The sequence below is a fragment of the Streptomyces sp. NPDC048560 genome (assembly GCF_040650955.1).
In the GTDB taxonomy this organism is placed as follows: domain Bacteria; phylum Actinomycetota; class Actinomycetes; order Streptomycetales; family Streptomycetaceae; genus Streptomyces.
Map to the genome: position 1 here is coordinate 116567 of NZ_JBEZIJ010000010.1, position 15284 is coordinate 131850.

At 68.8% G+C, this 15284-nt stretch carries 15 protein-coding genes; 2 read left to right on the forward strand and 13 right to left on the reverse strand.

What is annotated here, in order from left to right; all coding sequences use genetic code 11:
* Positions 1-21 precede the first annotated feature (21 nt).
* On the reverse strand, positions 22-1131 hold the full coding sequence (locus AB0C82_RS25810; RefSeq protein WP_362846176.1) for an MAB_1171c family putative transporter: 1110 nt from the start codon (positions 1129-1131) through the stop codon (positions 22-24).
* Positions 1131-1478, reverse strand: a complete 348-nt coding sequence (locus AB0C82_RS25815) for a hypothetical protein (RefSeq protein ID WP_362846178.1) — start codon at positions 1476-1478, stop codon at positions 1131-1133. Before AB0C82_RS25815 ends, AB0C82_RS25810 begins: the two co-directional genes overlap by 1 nt.
* A gap of 908 nt (positions 1479-2386) precedes the next feature.
* Here AB0C82_RS25815 and AB0C82_RS25820 point away from each other — a divergent pair.
* Entirely contained in the window at positions 2387-2806 is a 420-nt protein-coding gene (locus AB0C82_RS25820; RefSeq protein ID WP_362846180.1) for a TIGR03618 family F420-dependent PPOX class oxidoreductase, read from the forward strand.
* Positions 2807-3093: 287 nt separating this feature from the next.
* Here the strand turns inward: AB0C82_RS25820 and AB0C82_RS25825 are convergent, their stop codons facing one another.
* On the reverse strand, positions 3094-3321 hold the full coding sequence (locus tag AB0C82_RS25825; RefSeq protein WP_362846182.1) for a hypothetical protein: 228 nt from the start codon (positions 3319-3321) through the stop codon (positions 3094-3096).
* 262 nt (positions 3322-3583) lie between these two features.
* Between AB0C82_RS25825 and AB0C82_RS25830 the strand changes: the two genes are divergently transcribed.
* On the forward strand, positions 3584-4738 hold the full coding sequence (locus tag AB0C82_RS25830; RefSeq protein ID WP_362846184.1) for a hypothetical protein: 1155 nt from the start codon (positions 3584-3586) through the stop codon (positions 4736-4738).
* Positions 4739-4965: 227 nt separating this feature from the next.
* On the opposite strand, the gene AB0C82_RS25835 is transcribed toward AB0C82_RS25830, so the two are convergent.
* From AB0C82_RS25835 to AB0C82_RS25880, 10 genes are all read right to left on the reverse strand, one after another.
* Positions 4966-6129, reverse strand: a complete 1164-nt coding sequence (locus AB0C82_RS25835) for a bifunctional class I SAM-dependent methyltransferase/NUDIX hydrolase (protein ID WP_362846186.1) — start codon at positions 6127-6129, stop codon at positions 4966-4968.
* Between the two features lie 57 nt (positions 6130-6186).
* On the reverse strand, positions 6187-8076 hold the full coding sequence (locus tag AB0C82_RS25840; RefSeq protein WP_362846188.1) for an ABC transporter ATP-binding protein: 1890 nt from the start codon (positions 8074-8076) through the stop codon (positions 6187-6189).
* A gap of 350 nt (positions 8077-8426) precedes the next feature.
* Positions 8427-8576: a hypothetical protein gene (locus AB0C82_RS25845; RefSeq protein WP_362846190.1), complete on the reverse strand. Its 150-nt coding sequence runs from the start codon at positions 8574-8576 to the stop codon at positions 8427-8429.
* Positions 8534-9109, reverse strand: a complete 576-nt coding sequence (locus tag AB0C82_RS25850) for a 3'-5' exonuclease (protein WP_362846192.1) — start codon at positions 9107-9109, stop codon at positions 8534-8536. The genes AB0C82_RS25845 and AB0C82_RS25850 overlap by 43 nt, the downstream gene beginning before the upstream one ends.
* Positions 9106-10155: a phosphotransferase gene (locus tag AB0C82_RS25855; RefSeq protein WP_362846194.1), complete on the reverse strand. Its 1050-nt coding sequence runs from the start codon at positions 10153-10155 to the stop codon at positions 9106-9108. Before AB0C82_RS25855 ends, AB0C82_RS25850 begins: the two co-directional genes overlap by 4 nt.
* Before the next feature lie 5 nt (positions 10156-10160).
* Entirely contained in the window at positions 10161-11069 is a 909-nt protein-coding gene (locus AB0C82_RS25860) for an aminoglycoside phosphotransferase family protein (protein ID WP_362846196.1), read from the reverse strand.
* A gap of 130 nt (positions 11070-11199) precedes the next feature.
* A complete protein-coding gene (locus tag AB0C82_RS25865; protein ID WP_362846198.1) occupies positions 11200-11673 on the reverse strand; it encodes a hypothetical protein in 474 nt (157 codons plus the stop codon).
* Positions 11674-11779: 106 nt separating this feature from the next.
* Positions 11780-13225 (reverse strand): glutamine synthetase family protein, encoded by a 1446-nt coding sequence (locus tag AB0C82_RS25870; protein ID WP_362846200.1) that lies wholly within the window; start codon positions 13223-13225, stop codon positions 11780-11782.
* Complete coding sequence (locus AB0C82_RS25875) at positions 13225-14694, reverse strand: amino acid permease (RefSeq protein ID WP_362846653.1); 1470 nt, start codon at positions 14692-14694, stop codon at positions 13225-13227. The genes AB0C82_RS25870 and AB0C82_RS25875 overlap by 1 nt, the downstream gene beginning before the upstream one ends.
* Before the next feature lie 16 nt (positions 14695-14710).
* Positions 14711-15085, reverse strand: coding sequence for a hypothetical protein (locus AB0C82_RS25880; RefSeq protein ID WP_362846202.1), 375 nt, complete (start codon positions 15083-15085; stop codon positions 14711-14713).
* Between the last annotated feature and the right edge of the window lie 199 nt (positions 15086-15284).

Here is a 15284-nt window from a genome sequence, read left to right on the forward strand (position 1 = left end):
TTCTCTTTCCGTGAAAGTTGGTCAGGCGGCGCGGAGGGCGTCGGAAAGGGCAAACAGGTGGGCGGCGTCAGCGCCCGCGCTATCGATCTTGGGTACAGCCAGGGGAATGACCGGCTGTGCCTCCTCGGACGCGTGGACGTCTGCGGCGGCTGCTGAGCGCAGGCGGTTGGCCAGGACGGCCGTGTCCATAGACAGCAGTTCCTCCGTGGTCAGGTCGCCCATGAGCGGGCTGATGCGGACCAGCCCGTCCCGACACTCGACCACGCGGCGGTGGTAGAGACGGTGCACGCCACGCACACCCCATGCTTCGAGCACCGTCGGCCGAGAGGCCAGAACGGTCTCGGGGAACCGGTCGGACAGCAGACCCCAGAGCGGTTCGAGGCGGCGGTATCCGCGGCGGTGCTGCCGCCACACCCGCATCGCCGACAGGCGGCTGCGGGCGCCGGAGTAGGAGACGCCGACGACGAAGAGGAGGATGGAGAGGACCAGCAGCATCGCGACGGAGGCCATCAGGCCCTTCGGAACGGTGCCGCCCTGCCAACGCGTGGCCACGAAGACTGCCCGGACCGCACAGGCAGCGGCCATGGCCAGCAGCCCGACCGCCGTGATCCAAAGACCGGTGGAGTGCGGGCGCGGCGAAAGCCGGGCGTAGCGGACCGTCCAGATGCCAGCGGCACCCAGGGTGTAGGTCAGATACAGGCCGGCGACGCCGTAGAACGCGGCGAGCTGCGTGATCGTCATGTCCGCCGACGAGAAGGATCCGGCGAACACCTCGTGCGGCACCGTCGTGGCCGAGACGACGAGAACGGCTGCTACGACGAGAACGAGGATGGCCTCGCGACGTGCTCGCCGCCTACTCGTTGCCCGGTCGGCAGATGAATAGAGGTAGAAGCACATCAGGAAGTACACCGTGCCGAGCAGCAGGATGTTCTGTATGAGCTTGGCCGCGCCGTGGCCGGCAACCGTGTCCACGCCGCTGGCGCCGCCCGGCATGGCTACCGGATAGGACAGGGCCGCACACACGAGGCACAGAGTGACGGAGCGCAGGGCGCCGTCCCTGGGCGCCTTCGTGAGCTGGTAGACCTTCCACGCTACGGCGGCAGCCAGGATGAGGAGGAACAGGATCGTCATCACAGCCACCCCTGCCGGTCACCCAGGGCCAGATTCACACTGCGAACGGCCGGATCGGAGGCCGGCGGAGGGCCGACCTGCTCCAGGACGGACGCCCACTCCATGATGATCGTGGCGGCCTTCTCCACCTGACACTCCTCCTTGTCGAGGTACGAGCACCGCTGCCCGCCCTCCGTTCCAACTCCCGACGCGAGGTCTTCCCAGCGGTGGCCCTGCGGCCCGTCGGCCTTCAGATGGCATAGCTCGTGCAGGATGATGTGGTCCTGATGGAGCTGGGTCGTGCGCTCCTGGACGACGATGACGTCGGCGTCCGGGAGGTCGAGCCAGAGCCCCACCGGTCCCGGCATGGGTAGCGGCGCCCGTCGAATCAGAATGGGCCGACCGCGCTGGGCCGCCAACGCGAGCCGAAGCTCGTCGATGCGCAGCGGCGGCTGGACGCCCAGCTCCTGGAGCTCCAGGCGTATACGCCTACGTAGCTGCCGGTCCGCCACTCGGTCCGCCCGCCCTGCAGGGGTGAAGGCTCCCGGTCGGCGGAGAGGCCAGGGACGTACCCGGCGCTCGGTGTTGCTGTGGGGACGCGTGTCCCCGGTTCGCCACCACATAGGTCCCTCGTCAGCCTGTAGTCCTCCGTCACACCCTGCGGGAGACGACGAAAGACACTGGCGCCATCGTTCGTATGTTCGAAATCCGAGGCGGATGCCACAACAGTGGGGATGCGGCTCGGCTTTGCTCCTACTGCTTGACGGGTGGGGTTCGCGGTCGGTCAACCGCGCCCCTGCACCGTGCGAGCGCTTTCCGCCCGGCGGCTCCGCAGGGCTAACGCTCGGGGCCCTGCGAGGGACGCATCCCCCACATGGCCTGGCGGTGGAAGGTTCGCGAAGGCGAGCCCTGCGGAACCAGCGATTCCGCCCGCTTGATCGAACCGTACGTCATTCCCGGAGCGGGTTGATCAGCAGTCTCGGGCGGGCCAATAGGGCTCGAAAGCCATTCAAGATCGAAAGTGTCTACTCGATCAACCGCGTCCATGGCATGCATTGCCATGAACGCCATCTGACCTGCCGTTATTCACTTGCGAGGTTGACAGGTTCGCGGAAAGTACCAGCCGGTAGATTCGTTATGGATCCGAAACGAAGCACCCGTGGGGCGTCCTGTTGGGGTGGCGCGATTCGGGCAAATCGGAACCCTTCTCGATGATCTTGATTTGCGTGACATAGGTCGCACCCGCGTGAATGCAGAAGTGAATTAACCTGGCGCCATGGCTACCGCGATCACCGAAACTGAAGCCTTTGCGAGCTTCTGGTCTGAATACCACTTGGCCACGCTGACCACGTTGCGTTCCGATGGAACTCCGCATGTGGTGCCTGTTGGGGTGACCTACGACCACGAGGCGGGCGTCGCGCGTGTCATCACGCGAAAGAGCAGCGTGAAAGTCGCCAACATCCTTGCTGCCCTCCCAGGTGAGGCGCGAGTCGCGGTATCGCAGGTAGCGGGCCCTAGGTGGCTGACCATCGAGGGCGTGGCAGAGGTTCGAACCGCAGGCGATGAAGTCTCGAACGCTGTCGACCGATATGCGGATCGCTATGGTCGCCGCCCCGCCCCAGACTCTGAGCGCGTGCTGGTGGAGATAACCCCTGTGCGCGCCATGGGTATGTTGGAGATCCCATCACGTCCGTGAAGTGAAGTTGCCCGGACTCTCGCTTTAGGTGACAGCGGCATACCCCTATTCCCTAGCGGGATTTCGGAGTTTCTTCCGTCGCGTGACGGCGCTCCAGACTCTGTGGCGGGGCGTGATCCGTGAGGGTAATCTGTGGAACCCCGGGTTTCTAGGGCTACTTGGACAGGCAATCGGCTTCATCGCTGATGTGGTCCACGAAACCGCGGCGCCGCAGGCGATCTCGCCATCGCCGTAGGCGGTGCGTACTCCCAGCAAGGACATACCCGCGGCTTCTCCCAGTTCTCGCGTCAGCGACAGTGCCGGATCGCGCGAGCAATAGCGCCCCCGGCGCCGGCCAGCGCGCCGAGGACAGCCGCACCCACTCCCAGCGGCCCGGCCATCGAGGGGTGGACCAGGGAGAGGTAGACGGCGGCTCCGGTGGCCAGCAGCCCCATCCCCATAGCCAGCAGGAGAACGACCAGGCGCAGCTCCCGGTGGTCGCGGTCCTGGCCGGGAACGTTCGGATTCGTGGTCATGAGGTGTTGGTTCCTTCACGCATCGGGACGGGGTGGGCAGCGGCCGGGCGTGGCTGCACGGTGCTGGCCTTCAAATCTGGCCGACCCGCAACGGCGTTGGTACGCCACGGGGTTGCCACTCGACTGCCATTTGAAGGGGTCGACTGCTCGGCGACCCGACGGAGCTGGGGGGTCTCTAATCGCCCTTCGATGCGACCGGAAGGCATGGGTACGCCATGGGCATGCCGTTGGCCAGCGATTCGAAGAGGGGCCACCAGATGAGGTGACGGTCTTTCTCGGCCCGCCCGCCGGCTCGAACGCCGCCGGTACCGTCGCGTCATGTCGCCTGGACGTGTGGAGGCATGCTCGGCTGCTGCCCGGCAACATCCCCGGCGGAGGCCTTGGGCGCGGCAAGGGCAGCACCTCCAGCCCGGCGCCCGAGAGCTTCGACCTGGTCCTTGGCCTTGCTCGTCATGCCGGTCGTGGCAAACGCCCGAAGGACCTTGCACTGCTGCTGTTCGCGGAAGGACTCCCGGTTCCCGAAACCACCGTGCGGGCCGCCTTCAGCGCCGCGGTGGAAACCCTCTTCATCCACGGCGATGACGACGAGCAGCCCGCTGACCCCGAGGAGAGGCTGGATGATCTCGCCGACCACATCGACGAGGAAGACCTGACGGTGACCCTTGTCCCTGCCCGGGCCCGGCGGATCGACGAGCGGATCGACCGTCTCGCCCGCGCCGGCGCCGCAGCGTGGCCTCCGGCCGAGCTTGTCGCCATGGATGAGAATCCCGGCCCCTCTTCCTTCACGCCGAAGGACGCCGCGCTGGCCGCCGCCACGGCTGTGATCTCGGGGTCGATGTCCATGGACGACGTCGGCGACATGCTGCGGGCGATGAACCCCAAGGCCGCGGCCAACCCCATCGCTTCTCTTGTCGAGACCACCCAGCGAGACGCCCCGGATGTCGCTGGCAAGGTCTTGACCGAGGACGGCACCCTGACTCTCGGCCCTGCGGGAGATGCCCGCGACCACCTGCGCGACCTGGCAGGCCGGGCGCCTCTGGAGGATCTCGCGACGGCCTGGGTGACCGTCGGGCGCGTACGGGAGTGGGCCCTGGGCCTGTGCTCGCGCGTCGAAGGGGAGCTGGATGCTGGACACCTCGGCGAGGCGGTAGGGGAGTGGCAGAACTGCCGTTTCCTCGCGGCACGCCTGGTGATCCTCAGCACGCTGAAGGACCGCCTCTGGCCCCCGGCGCAACGCGCGCTCGACACCCTGCTCTTGCTGTGCCAGTTCGAGGAGTACCGGCGGCTCGATGCCCGGATGCCCGGATGCCAGTGGCACCTCCTGGGCGCGGAGGGAATGATGCCGCCGCCAACACGCGAGCTGCTGCAGGACCTCATTGGCCGGGACACCGCCACGGCGCGGGCAGCGACGGACTGAGGGCCCGGGATTCCGGGGCTGTCAGACCACAGTCTCAGCTTGTGCTGGCCACCAGGCCGAGGGGATACGCCGAGGAGGGTGTGGTACTCGGTTGAGATGATCGACGACCGTACGTCTGCGGGGAGGCGGGCGAGGATCCCGGGCAGGGGCCGCTCGCGGGCGGCCTCGCTGCGGTGGGAGGGAATTGCCTCCCACGCGGGGGACTGGCAGGGACAGGGAGTATCCGGCTAGGCAGTCCCGGGACCGGCGGGGTGGAAGGCCGCCGCGGCTGGATGGTCGAGCGGGAGGCTCGGATCCCACGTGCTCAGGCACTGAGCGCTCGGTACGAACAGCGGCTGGGGCAGCGCGTCCCGGGGCCAGAACCTCCAGGCCCCGATGGTCTCTTCGCGCTGCAGCGGTACACCGGACCACCGGGTCACCAGGACGGGAACCGTCACCCGCACGATGTCACCCACCCGGGCCAGGAGGGTGCCCAGCACGACGGTGTCGGCGACGTCGGCCACGAGACCGGCCTCCTCGTGGAGCTCGCGTACTGCGGCCTCGGCGAATGTCTCGCCGGGCTCAACCGATCCACCCGGCAATTCGAAAGTTCCACGACGGTGCTGGCCCAGAAGGACACCATCCGGTCCCTGGACGATCACGCCGACCCCCACGAACGCGTTCGGAGGCGGTGGAGTGCTGGTGCGCTGGCGGCTCGGCACCCTCTGCGGACGCCGGGCTTCGTACAGCCGGTAGGAGGCCTGGTTGTCCGGCTTCGGCTCGTCGATCGCCGTGGCCTGCTCCAGGGTGAGGCCGTGCTCGACCAGGAGGTCCTCCCACAGCTGGGTGGTCAGGACCCACATGTGGACGGGGTGGGTCTGGTCGGTGCCGGGCAGTCGCAGGACCTCCAGGCGTGGGGTGGCGGCCGTGGAGGGTCCGGCGCCGGCGGAGGTGGTGTGCAGTGCCGAGTACAGGAGGCGTCCACCGGGCTTGAGGCCGTTGGCCAGCGCGGGCAGGAGCCGGTTGGGGTCCAGGAATGGCAGCCCGTTGACGGAGTAGATGAGGTCGTAGGGGGCTGAGTCCTGCAGGTGGGCGACGGCGTCGGCGCACACGAAGCGGAGCCCGGGAGTGTTCGGGTATCGGGTGACGGCGCGCTCGTGCTGGGTGGGGGAGGCGTCCACGCCGGTGACGTCGGCGCCCAGGGAGGCCAGGCGGGCGGCGTGCCGGCCCACTCCGCTGCCGAGGTCAAGGATGCGGAGCCCTGCCAGGTCCCCGAGGCTCTCGATGCCGGGTCCGGTGTCGGCGACGCCCCAGTCCCACCGCTCGATCTCCGGCAGGTCCGGGCGGACGGTGAGCTGGTGCGCCCCGTAGATCGTCCAGGTTTTGGCGGTCTGCTTCTCGATGTCCGTCAACGTGTCCTCCTTGTCGGGCCGGCCGCGCCGGCGGTGGGTTGGGCGGCGTGGAGCCGGTCAGCGGTCCTGGGAAAGTGCGAGGAGCTCGGCGAAGGTCCCGCCACCGTGGACAAGATCGTCGTAGCGGCCCTGCTCGGAGATCCGGCCGTCTTCCAGCACGATGATGTGGTCCGCGATCCGTGTGTTCTCCAGGCGGTGGGTGACCATGATGGTGATCCGCTCGGCGGCGATGGCCTTGATCCGCTCGAAGATCAGGTGCTCACCGCGTGGGTCCATCTGAGAAGTCGGCTCGTCCAAGATCAACAGGTCGGGCTTGCGGTACAGGGCCCGGGCGCACGCCTCGCGCTGCCACTCCCCGCCGGAGAAAGTGATGCCTCCCCAGATGTCGCGGGCCTGGAGGCTGTTCAGCCCGTTGGGGAGGTCTTCGACGGCTTTGCGCAGGCCGACCGCATCGATGGCCTCCCATACGGGTCCGTCGTCGTGGGTGTGCGGCTGGCCGAGGGTGATGTTCTCGCGAACCGGCCACGGCCACTTGGCGAACTCCTGCGGCACCAGGCCGGAACGGGCCCAGACGCTGGCCGGGTCGGTGTCGGCGAGGTCGTTTCCGTTCCAGGTGACCCGGCCTTTGTCGCAGAGGTAGATACCGGTGATCAGGCGCGTCAGGGTCGACTTCCCGGAGCCGTTCGCTCCCACGATTGCGAGGATCTGGCCGCGCTCCAGGGTGAGGGAGACGCCGTCGACCGCGGGCTTGTCCTTCCCCGGGTACTGGTAGGAGACCTCGTCGAGCCGGATCTGCTGGACCGGGCCGGTGATCTCGCCCGGTCCGCGCTGGGGAGTAAGGGGGGCGGCCTCGTCGAGGAAGGACTGCATGTCGGTGAGATAGAGGCTGGTGTGGAAGATGGCGGCGCCGTTGATGACGACCTGGGAGAGGGCGGCGAGCGCGGTCTGGACGGCGATGACGGCCGTGGCGGCGATGGCGGGTTCGATCCGGCCGGTCACGGCTAGCCAGGCGAGTGCTCCCCAGGTAGCGAGCAGGAAGACGCCGCCGGCCAGCGCGGAGAGCAGGGAGATCCGCAAGGTCCGCGGTGCGGCGGCCAGGTTCCGCCGGTCACACCGGTCGGACAGGGCCCGGTACCAGTAGACGAGGTAGTCGGTCATGGAGTTGGCACGGACCTCGTCCCCATACTGGGACGCGGTGGCCCACCAGCGCATCATCCCCCGCACATTCCTGTCGGAGATGTTCGAGTAGTGGATCTCGTAGTCGACACGGGCAGTCAGCACAGCTCCGATGCCGGCGGGGAGTACGGCGAGGAGCAGCAGGGGCAACATCATGACGTTGAGCAGGGACAGGACGCTGCCGGCGGTGACCAGGCGGATCAGCGAGGACATGAAGCGTTGGGCGTCGGTGACCATCACGTGGGTGCGGACCACCCCCATCTCGGCTGCCTCCTGCCGGTCGGAGAAGCCGTCTCCGGCGTAGGCCGAGGCCTCGACCCGGCAGACCGCCTCGACCAGGGCGCTGTCGGTCTCCGAGGTCAGCAGCGGGGTGATCCGCCGCCCGGCGTACGTGGCCACGGCCCCCGCGACGCGGTTCATCGTGGCGGCGAGCGCGACCACGAGCAGCGCGGGCAACGCTCCGTGAAGACGGTCACCGGCACTTCCTGCACCGAGTACGGGCCCTATCGCGCGGGCCGTGGCGGCCAGCAGCACTGCGGCCGATACGCCCGTGATGACCTGGCACCCGATCAGGAGCCGGACGGCCTGCCGGTCGGTCTGCCACGACAGGCGGCCGATCCGGGCCAGGACCGACGGAAGCGTGGCGCACATCTTCCGGAAGGACACCTCGGCGAGCGGATTGACGGAGTACTGCCCGCTGTAGGTGATCTCCGCCGGAGGCGGCGGAGGCGGAGCGCTGGCCGGTTTGCTGTGTGCTTGGGATGTGGTCATCGAATCCCCCTGGATCACCGTTCGGATGCTGTCGGAAGCTCAACGACAGCCCCCATTTTTCGAACACACGTTTTTCGGTCGGCCCCGAAATCCCGGAATAGAGCGCCGGGCGGACCGTGGGAACTACACCGACCCGCCCCCCGTAACACCCGTGCCACCAAAGGTGGTTGGCCGAATCGCCGAGGTTCCCAAGCGCCGCAAGGCCACGGGCGAGTTGGAGCGGATCGGGCGGAGCCTGCTTGTAGAGTGCGGGGCTCCTCGTACGCCACGGACCGCGCTCGGTAGCCCTCCGCATGGGCTGCCGGTCCACTGCCGGCCGGGGCGGAGGCTGGCTCACGTCTGGGACGAGGTCAGAAGAGCTCGGCCTGGACGGGGGCGGATGCCTTGGCGGGGCGACCGGCGGTCGTCTTCAGGTTGCGCAGGCTCCGGATGGTTCCGGTGGAGTCGGCTTCGGCGATCAGCCGGCCGAAGACCTCGGCGGTGACTCGGACATCGGCCATGGCCCGGTGGCGGTCCCTGGGCCGGGGGATCTTGTAGTGGTCGAGGAGGGTGTCGAGCCGGTAGTTCTCAAGCGGGGCAGGAGGCGTTTGGCGAGAAGGACCGTGTCGATCAGATCGATCGCGGCCAGATGGGGGCAGTCCTCACGGCGGCGGTAGATCATGCCGCCCTCGACGGGGGCGTGGTGGGCGACCAGGAGGTAAGGCCCCGCCGTGAGGCAAGAGTCCAATGCGGCCAGTGCCTCGCCCGCGGTGGGCGCGTCGGCGAGCATGGCCGCGGTGATGCCGGTCTGCGCGGCTCCGGCGGGGGTGAGCGGGGCGAACTCCGGCGGCCGCATCAGCGATTCGTAGGCACCGACCTGCACCCACCCCCGGTGGGGCTGGTGGGTGAGGGCGAGGGCGGCGACCTCGATCGGCTGGGGCGGATGTCCGGCGGGGGTGGTCCCCTCAAAGTCGATGACGACGAAGGTGGTGTTGTGGAACAGCGGATCGCCCTCGAGCTGGCCACTCGGGGGCCGGCGGATATCCGCATTCATGAGATGCCCCTTGGATGCCCGGTTTCGGCGGCGAGCGCGTCCTCGAGATCCACCAAGTTCTCGACCAGACGCCGGATGCCTCTCTGCCGTTCCGACCAGTACCGTTGCAGGTCGGCCTCGGCTTCGTCCGGGAGGTCGTACTCGGCGGTGGTGGCGCCGTAGAAGCTGAACAGCATGTACAGCAGCGCGATCCGCGCGCAATGCCGAACCTCGGCAATGGGTAGGGTCGGGTTCTCGGACCGGTAGGCGGCCGCCATCGCCAGAACGCAGTCGGCCCAGTGGTCGGAGTTGGCGAGGGTGCGCGGGTCGCACGCAGCCCGCCCGAGCTCCCAGGCAGGCAGCGCTCTGGCAGCTCGAAAGTCGATGACACCGGTGACGACACCGGCCTGGACGAGCAGGTTGGTGCGGCTGAGATCGGCGTGCAGGGCCTGCTCGACCAGGTCCTCGGGCAGATGGGCCCTCAGTCGGCCGACTTGGGTTTGCAGGTCCTCGCGTCGCTGGGCGATCTGGCCCCGCAGCTGGTCGAGGCTGTCAGCCTGCTGACGGCAGGCGGTGTCCAGAACCGTGTCGCACTTGGCCAGGGCCTCTTCGACAGACCCCGTACGCCATCGCACGTGCTGGCGGCGCCGGGGGAGAGGATAGGCAGCCAGGACCCGGTGCATCCGGCCCAGGATCATGCCGGTGTGCTCCGCGAGCGCCACCGTCATCGCGGAGGTCGCGACGGTTCCAGGTGCCTCCTCGACCACCGCCCAGGGGCTGCAGTCGGCCAGGCTGAGCAGATTGCCGTCCCGGTCAGGCCATACCCGCGGTACCGGCAGCCGCGCGGCCCGACAGAACTCCGACATGTCCCATGCCGCCCGGGCCGCTTCCAGATCGGCCGACGCCGGGTACTCCTTGACGTACAACCGCTGCCCGCTGGAGGTCACCACGCGCCAGTTGACGGTGTCGGTGCCCATCGGCACTTGCTCGACGGACTCCGCTTCGATGCCGTACCGGTCGGCCAGCACGTCGGCTGTCATTTCGTCCTCCCAGTTCATCTCCTCCATGACGGTCACCGCCTCCTGGACGGGGAGCGCATGATGCCGTGGTTGTAGTGGACCCGGAGGTTTTCGAGCATGGTGTGGGCCGCGTCGACGGTCTCCACGTCCCGGTGTTCCAGACCCCACTGCAGGGCGCTCACGGCGTCCTGGGCGCCGTAGGCCAAACATGCGTGCTGTTCGGCCGGAGTGAGGTCGCGCCCGAAGCCGTCGTAGAAGGCAGCGCGGACATTGGGGCGGGAGGCGAGGATGCGCAGTTCGAGGCGTGGGAGATCGCGCTTCACGGCGGGCTCGACGCAGGTCCGCTCGAAGTCGATCAGCCGCAGGGTTCGGGTGGTGCCGTCCCACAACCAATTCCTGGGCTGGTAGTCGGCGTGGGACACGTGCATCGGCAGCTCGCCGGGGCGCTCCCGGGTAAGGTCGCGCAGCATCACGCCGACATCGGCCGGCAGGTACAGCGCGGCATCGTTGAGCATCTTCTCCACGGCTGCCGCCCACTCGGCCTCGCCCTCGCCCTCGGCCGAGTACGAGGCCGTGGCGGTCGGAGCGGAGTGGAGCAGCGCCAGCAGGTAGCCGGCCTGCTGGTATGCCTCCAGCTCCTCCTTGTCTTCCAGAGGGTGGCTGCGGACGCTGCGTCCGGCTACCGGCGTGATCACGATGGCTAGCGCTTCGGTGTCGGCCGCGACCAGCGTGGGAGCGCGCCCCGCACCGAGGCAGTGGGTCCACCGCTGGTAGGCGTCAACCTCGCGGCGGTGCCCCTTCGGACCGGCATGCCGCTTCACGAACCGCCGCTGGCCGTCACTGCCTCGTACTTCCCAGACTCGGGGGCGGTCGGGGCCCGGCCACGAATGCTCGGCGACAACCTCGAAGGTGCCGACCACCGTGGTGATCAGGTCTTCGATCGTCGCGGGGATGTCGGTCATGCCGATGCGCCCTTCCAATCGGCCGCCCACCCAGAATGATCACGTGAAGTGACTGTGCGGGTGCGCAGCGTCGTCTTGTTGTGTGGGGGAGTAGCTTGCCAAGGGCCACTGACAACGTGGCCGTCTGCAGCTACGTGACCTGGTGGCCGCCGGTTCCGTGGGAGGCGTCGAGTACGCCGAACATCCAGCCCAGGGTGATCAGGTGCGGGTCGTGCTCGGCGTTCCAGCGCGCCCGCAGCGCTCGGATCCGCTTCTTCATGGCGTCGTGGGAGAGGCCGCAGTGCTGTGCGATCTCGGCGTACGTGCCGTCCAGGGCGAGCGACCAAAGAATCTTGGTCTCGACGTCGTCGACGCCGCCGGGCGGTGGCGTTGTCGGCTCCGGCCGGGGCAGCTGTTCGGTGACGTAGCACGCGTGGACCAGGGCATGACGGTGGCGTACTCCGGCACGCCGGTTCCCGTGCGACATCTGGATCGCGACGGTGCCCTCGGCGAGGCCCAGTTCGGCTGCCGCCTTGGCGGTGCTCATGCCCCGGGCGAGGGTTCCGGCGATCTTCACCTGTGCCGGGGTCGGATGTGAGGCGGCCGTGGCGGTCCGTGCGGGCATGAGCGGGTCCTTTCGTTTCGGCGGCGGCGTGGCGGTGCAGGTTGGGCAGACTCCGGCCGAGGGGGGAACGCTCCCGGCCGGAGTCTGGTCTTGGTGCGGCGGGAGATCAGGCGCGGGTGAACCAGCGGGCCTGATCCGCGTCGGTGACGATGCCGCGGTGGTGGTCGAGTTCGAGCTGCGCGAGGTGGGCGTAATGCTCGACCACACCCTTCCCGAAGGCTTCCTGGGCGACGGGGCTGTGGCGGAACGCGGAGCGTGCCTGATCGAGGGTGAGGGGCAGGAGAGCCGCCTCGGTGGCCTCGTAGGCGTTGGAAGTGCAGGGCGCCGGCGGGGTGAGCTGCCGCTCGACGCCATGGATCATCGAAGCGAGCGCCGCGGAGAGAGCGAGGTACGGGTTCGCGTCCGCTCCCGGAACGCGGATCTCCAGGTGCACGCCCGCCCCGTGGCCGGTGACCCGCACTGCGCAGGTGCGGTTGTCCCACCCCCACGTCATGCGAGTGGGGGCGAAGGAGCCGGGCACATACCGCCTATAGGAGTTGACGTTCGGCGCGTACAGCGGGGCGAGCCCCGGCAGCGCCGTCAGCAGCCCGGCGATTGCCTGCTCGCCGATCTCGGACAGCCGTCCGGTCGGATCGGTGATCATCGGGTTGCCGCTGCGAGTGAGGGAGATGTGCAGGTGCAGACCGCTGGCCAGCCCGGTCTGGGGGGAGGCCATGAACGTGGCCGTCATGCCGGACCGGCCCGCCAGGGTGCGCACGGCGTGCTTGAAGACGAGGTGGTTGTCGCACGCGGGCAGCGCGGCACCGTAGGGGAAGGTGACCTCCACCTGACCCGGGGCGCCTTCGGTCTTGATCGCCTCGACGGGCATGCCCGCCTTGGACAGCGAGCCCTGGAGGCGCCGGAAGAGCCGGTCGGTGTCCGGCGTGTGGTCGAGGGCGTAGTCCAGGTTCTCCTCGGTCACCGGCGTGAGTCCGCCCGGGCCGATGCCGACGGTCGGGGTGTAGGTGCCGCGGTAGAGCATGAACTCGGTCTCCAGGCCGGCCTGGGCGTGCAGCCCGTGGGCGGCAAGCCGGGTCAGCTGGTGGCGCAGAATCTGGCGCGGAGCAACATCGATGGGCTCCTCGTCCAGGCCGATCGCGTTGCCGAGGATGAGCGCGGTGCGCGGCATCCACGGCAGGGTGCGCAGCGTCGAGGGGTCCGGCACGACCGTCATGTCCTCGTACCCGCTCGCCCAGGACGTGAGGGCGAACCCGTCGGCGGGCGTCATGTCGACGTCGGTGGCCAGAAGGTAGGCACACATCTCCGCGCCGCCGTCGAGGACACGGTCGAGGAAGTGCCGCGCCCCGTACCGTTTGCCCTTGAGGCGGCCCTGCAGGTCCGGAACGGCGAGGAGGACGGTGTCGATCACACCGGCTCCGACGGCCTTGCGCAGCTCGTCGACGTTGAACGCCCGGGCCGGCCGCTGCGGGGTGGTCGAGGCGGCATCGGCATCACGGTGCGAAGGGCCGCTCGGGCGCGGTGTTGCTCCGGTCTGGGTGGACATTGCGGTCATCACACGACCTCTTCCTGGATCCGGGCCATGCCCGAGCCCGCGTCGGCCGCCGCGGTCGGCACCTTGTAGTCGCGTCCCGCGACACGCCACCACACGGTGGCCAGGGCGAGGACGACCAGCAGGGCGATGGGCGCGTAGTTGAACGTGGTCACGGAGACGAGACCAGACTCGGGCCGGGTCTGGGGGAGGCAGAACAGCACGGTCACGAAGACCACCCAGGCCACGGCGATTGCGCCGACGGGCACGCCCCAGCGGCCGAGGTTCCAGGGGCCGGGCTGGAAGCGGTGGCGGTTGCGGATCCGCAGGTAGATCGGGATGGCGTACGCGGGCGTGATCCCGATGACGTTGATCGCCGTGACGGCGGCGTACGCGGTCGGGCTGTACAGCGACGGCAGGGCCAGGACTGCGGCCACGGCGACCGCCAGCCACACGGCGCGGGTCGGGGTGCCGGTGCGGGCGTCGACGTGACGCCACAGCTTCGACCCGGGCAGGGCGCCGTCGCGGGAGAATGCGAACACCATGCGGCTGGCGGCGGCGGTCTCGGCGTTGCCGCAGAACAGCTGCGCGACGATCACCACCAGGAGCAGGGCCTTCGCGCCGGCGACGCCGAGGGCGTCGAGGAAGATCTGCGCCGGCGGCACCCCGGTGGCGCTGGCCTGGGTGGCGGCGTAGTCCTGGATGGCGAAGGTCAGTCCGGCCAGCAGCACGAACCCGGCCAGCCACGACCAACCGATCGCCCGCATGATCCCGCGGGAGGCGGAGACCTGCGCGTTGGTGGTCTCCTCTGATAGGTGGGCGGAGGCGTCGTACCCGCTGAAGGTGTATTGGGCGAGCAGCAGCCCGATCAGCACCACGTACAGCGAGCTGGACCAGCCGGTGTTGTTGACGAACTCCCCGAAGACGAAGGATGGCGACTGGTGGTGCGACGGGACGATCGCCAGCGTGCCGACGATCACGGCGACCCCGCCCAGGTGCCACCACACGCTGATGGAGTTCAAGATGCTCACCAGCCGGACCCCGAAGAGGTTGAGGGTGGCGTGCAGCGCGAGGATGCAGAAGTAGATCGCCATGATCTTGCCCGGCGTGGGGACGAAGCCGAACTGCAGGTTCAGGAAGGCGCCGGTGAACAGAGCGGCGCCGTAGTCGATGCCGGCGATCGCGCCGAGCAGGCCCAGCAGGTTGAGCCAGCCGGTGTACCAGCCCCACTTGCGGCCGCCGAGCTGTTCGGCCTGGTAGTAGAGGGCGCCGGAGGTGGGGTACGCGGAGGTGACCTCAGCGAGGCCGGCTCCGACGAGCATCACCATGGCGCCGACGGCGATCCAGCCCCACATCATCACGGCGGGGCCGCCGGTCGCGAGCCCGAAGCCATAGAGGGTCATGCAGCCGCTCAGCACGGAGATCACCGAGAAGCTGATGGCGAAGTTGCCGAACGGCCCCATGCGGCGGGCCAGCACCGGCTCGTAGCCCAGTTCCCGAAGGAACGCGTCATCTGCCTGGGCTCCCGGCGCGTCTGTCGATCTGTGCGAGGGTGAGCAAGCAGATCCAAGGCACCGGATCCCGCGGTTCCCGGTGCGCCATCATCAGCGAGGCATGCCGTGCAGCCTCCTCCAATGCCGCAGCGCCCACGTGTTGCTGGTGATGGGCGCGCAGGGCTCGCTCCACCGAGACGCGGGCACGCATCACCTGTGCGTCGTAACTGTTCGGCTCCTCCGCCAGCCACACGCCCATAACGTCGGAGTGGGCAGCGGTGACCGCCAGCACCTGCGTACGCGACGTCCGCAGCCCCCACTGCCCACCAGTTGCCGCCAGCAAGTCGCGCGCCGATCTCCACCGGCCGGCCTGCAACTCGACCATGGTCATACCGAGGGCGTCATCGGTACCGGCCGGGTGGTAAACGGGGCGCATCAGTGCGCCTCGTGACCGGGGTTGTCGCCGGTCGCAGTCGAGGGCCGGGAAAGCTGAAACCTCGTGCTCGCGATCGCGGCACAAGGGTGCGTCATGCTTTTCTCGGTCATTGAATGCTTCCTCGGCAGGGAGAGGGGCGTTGGTGCCGGGCAGG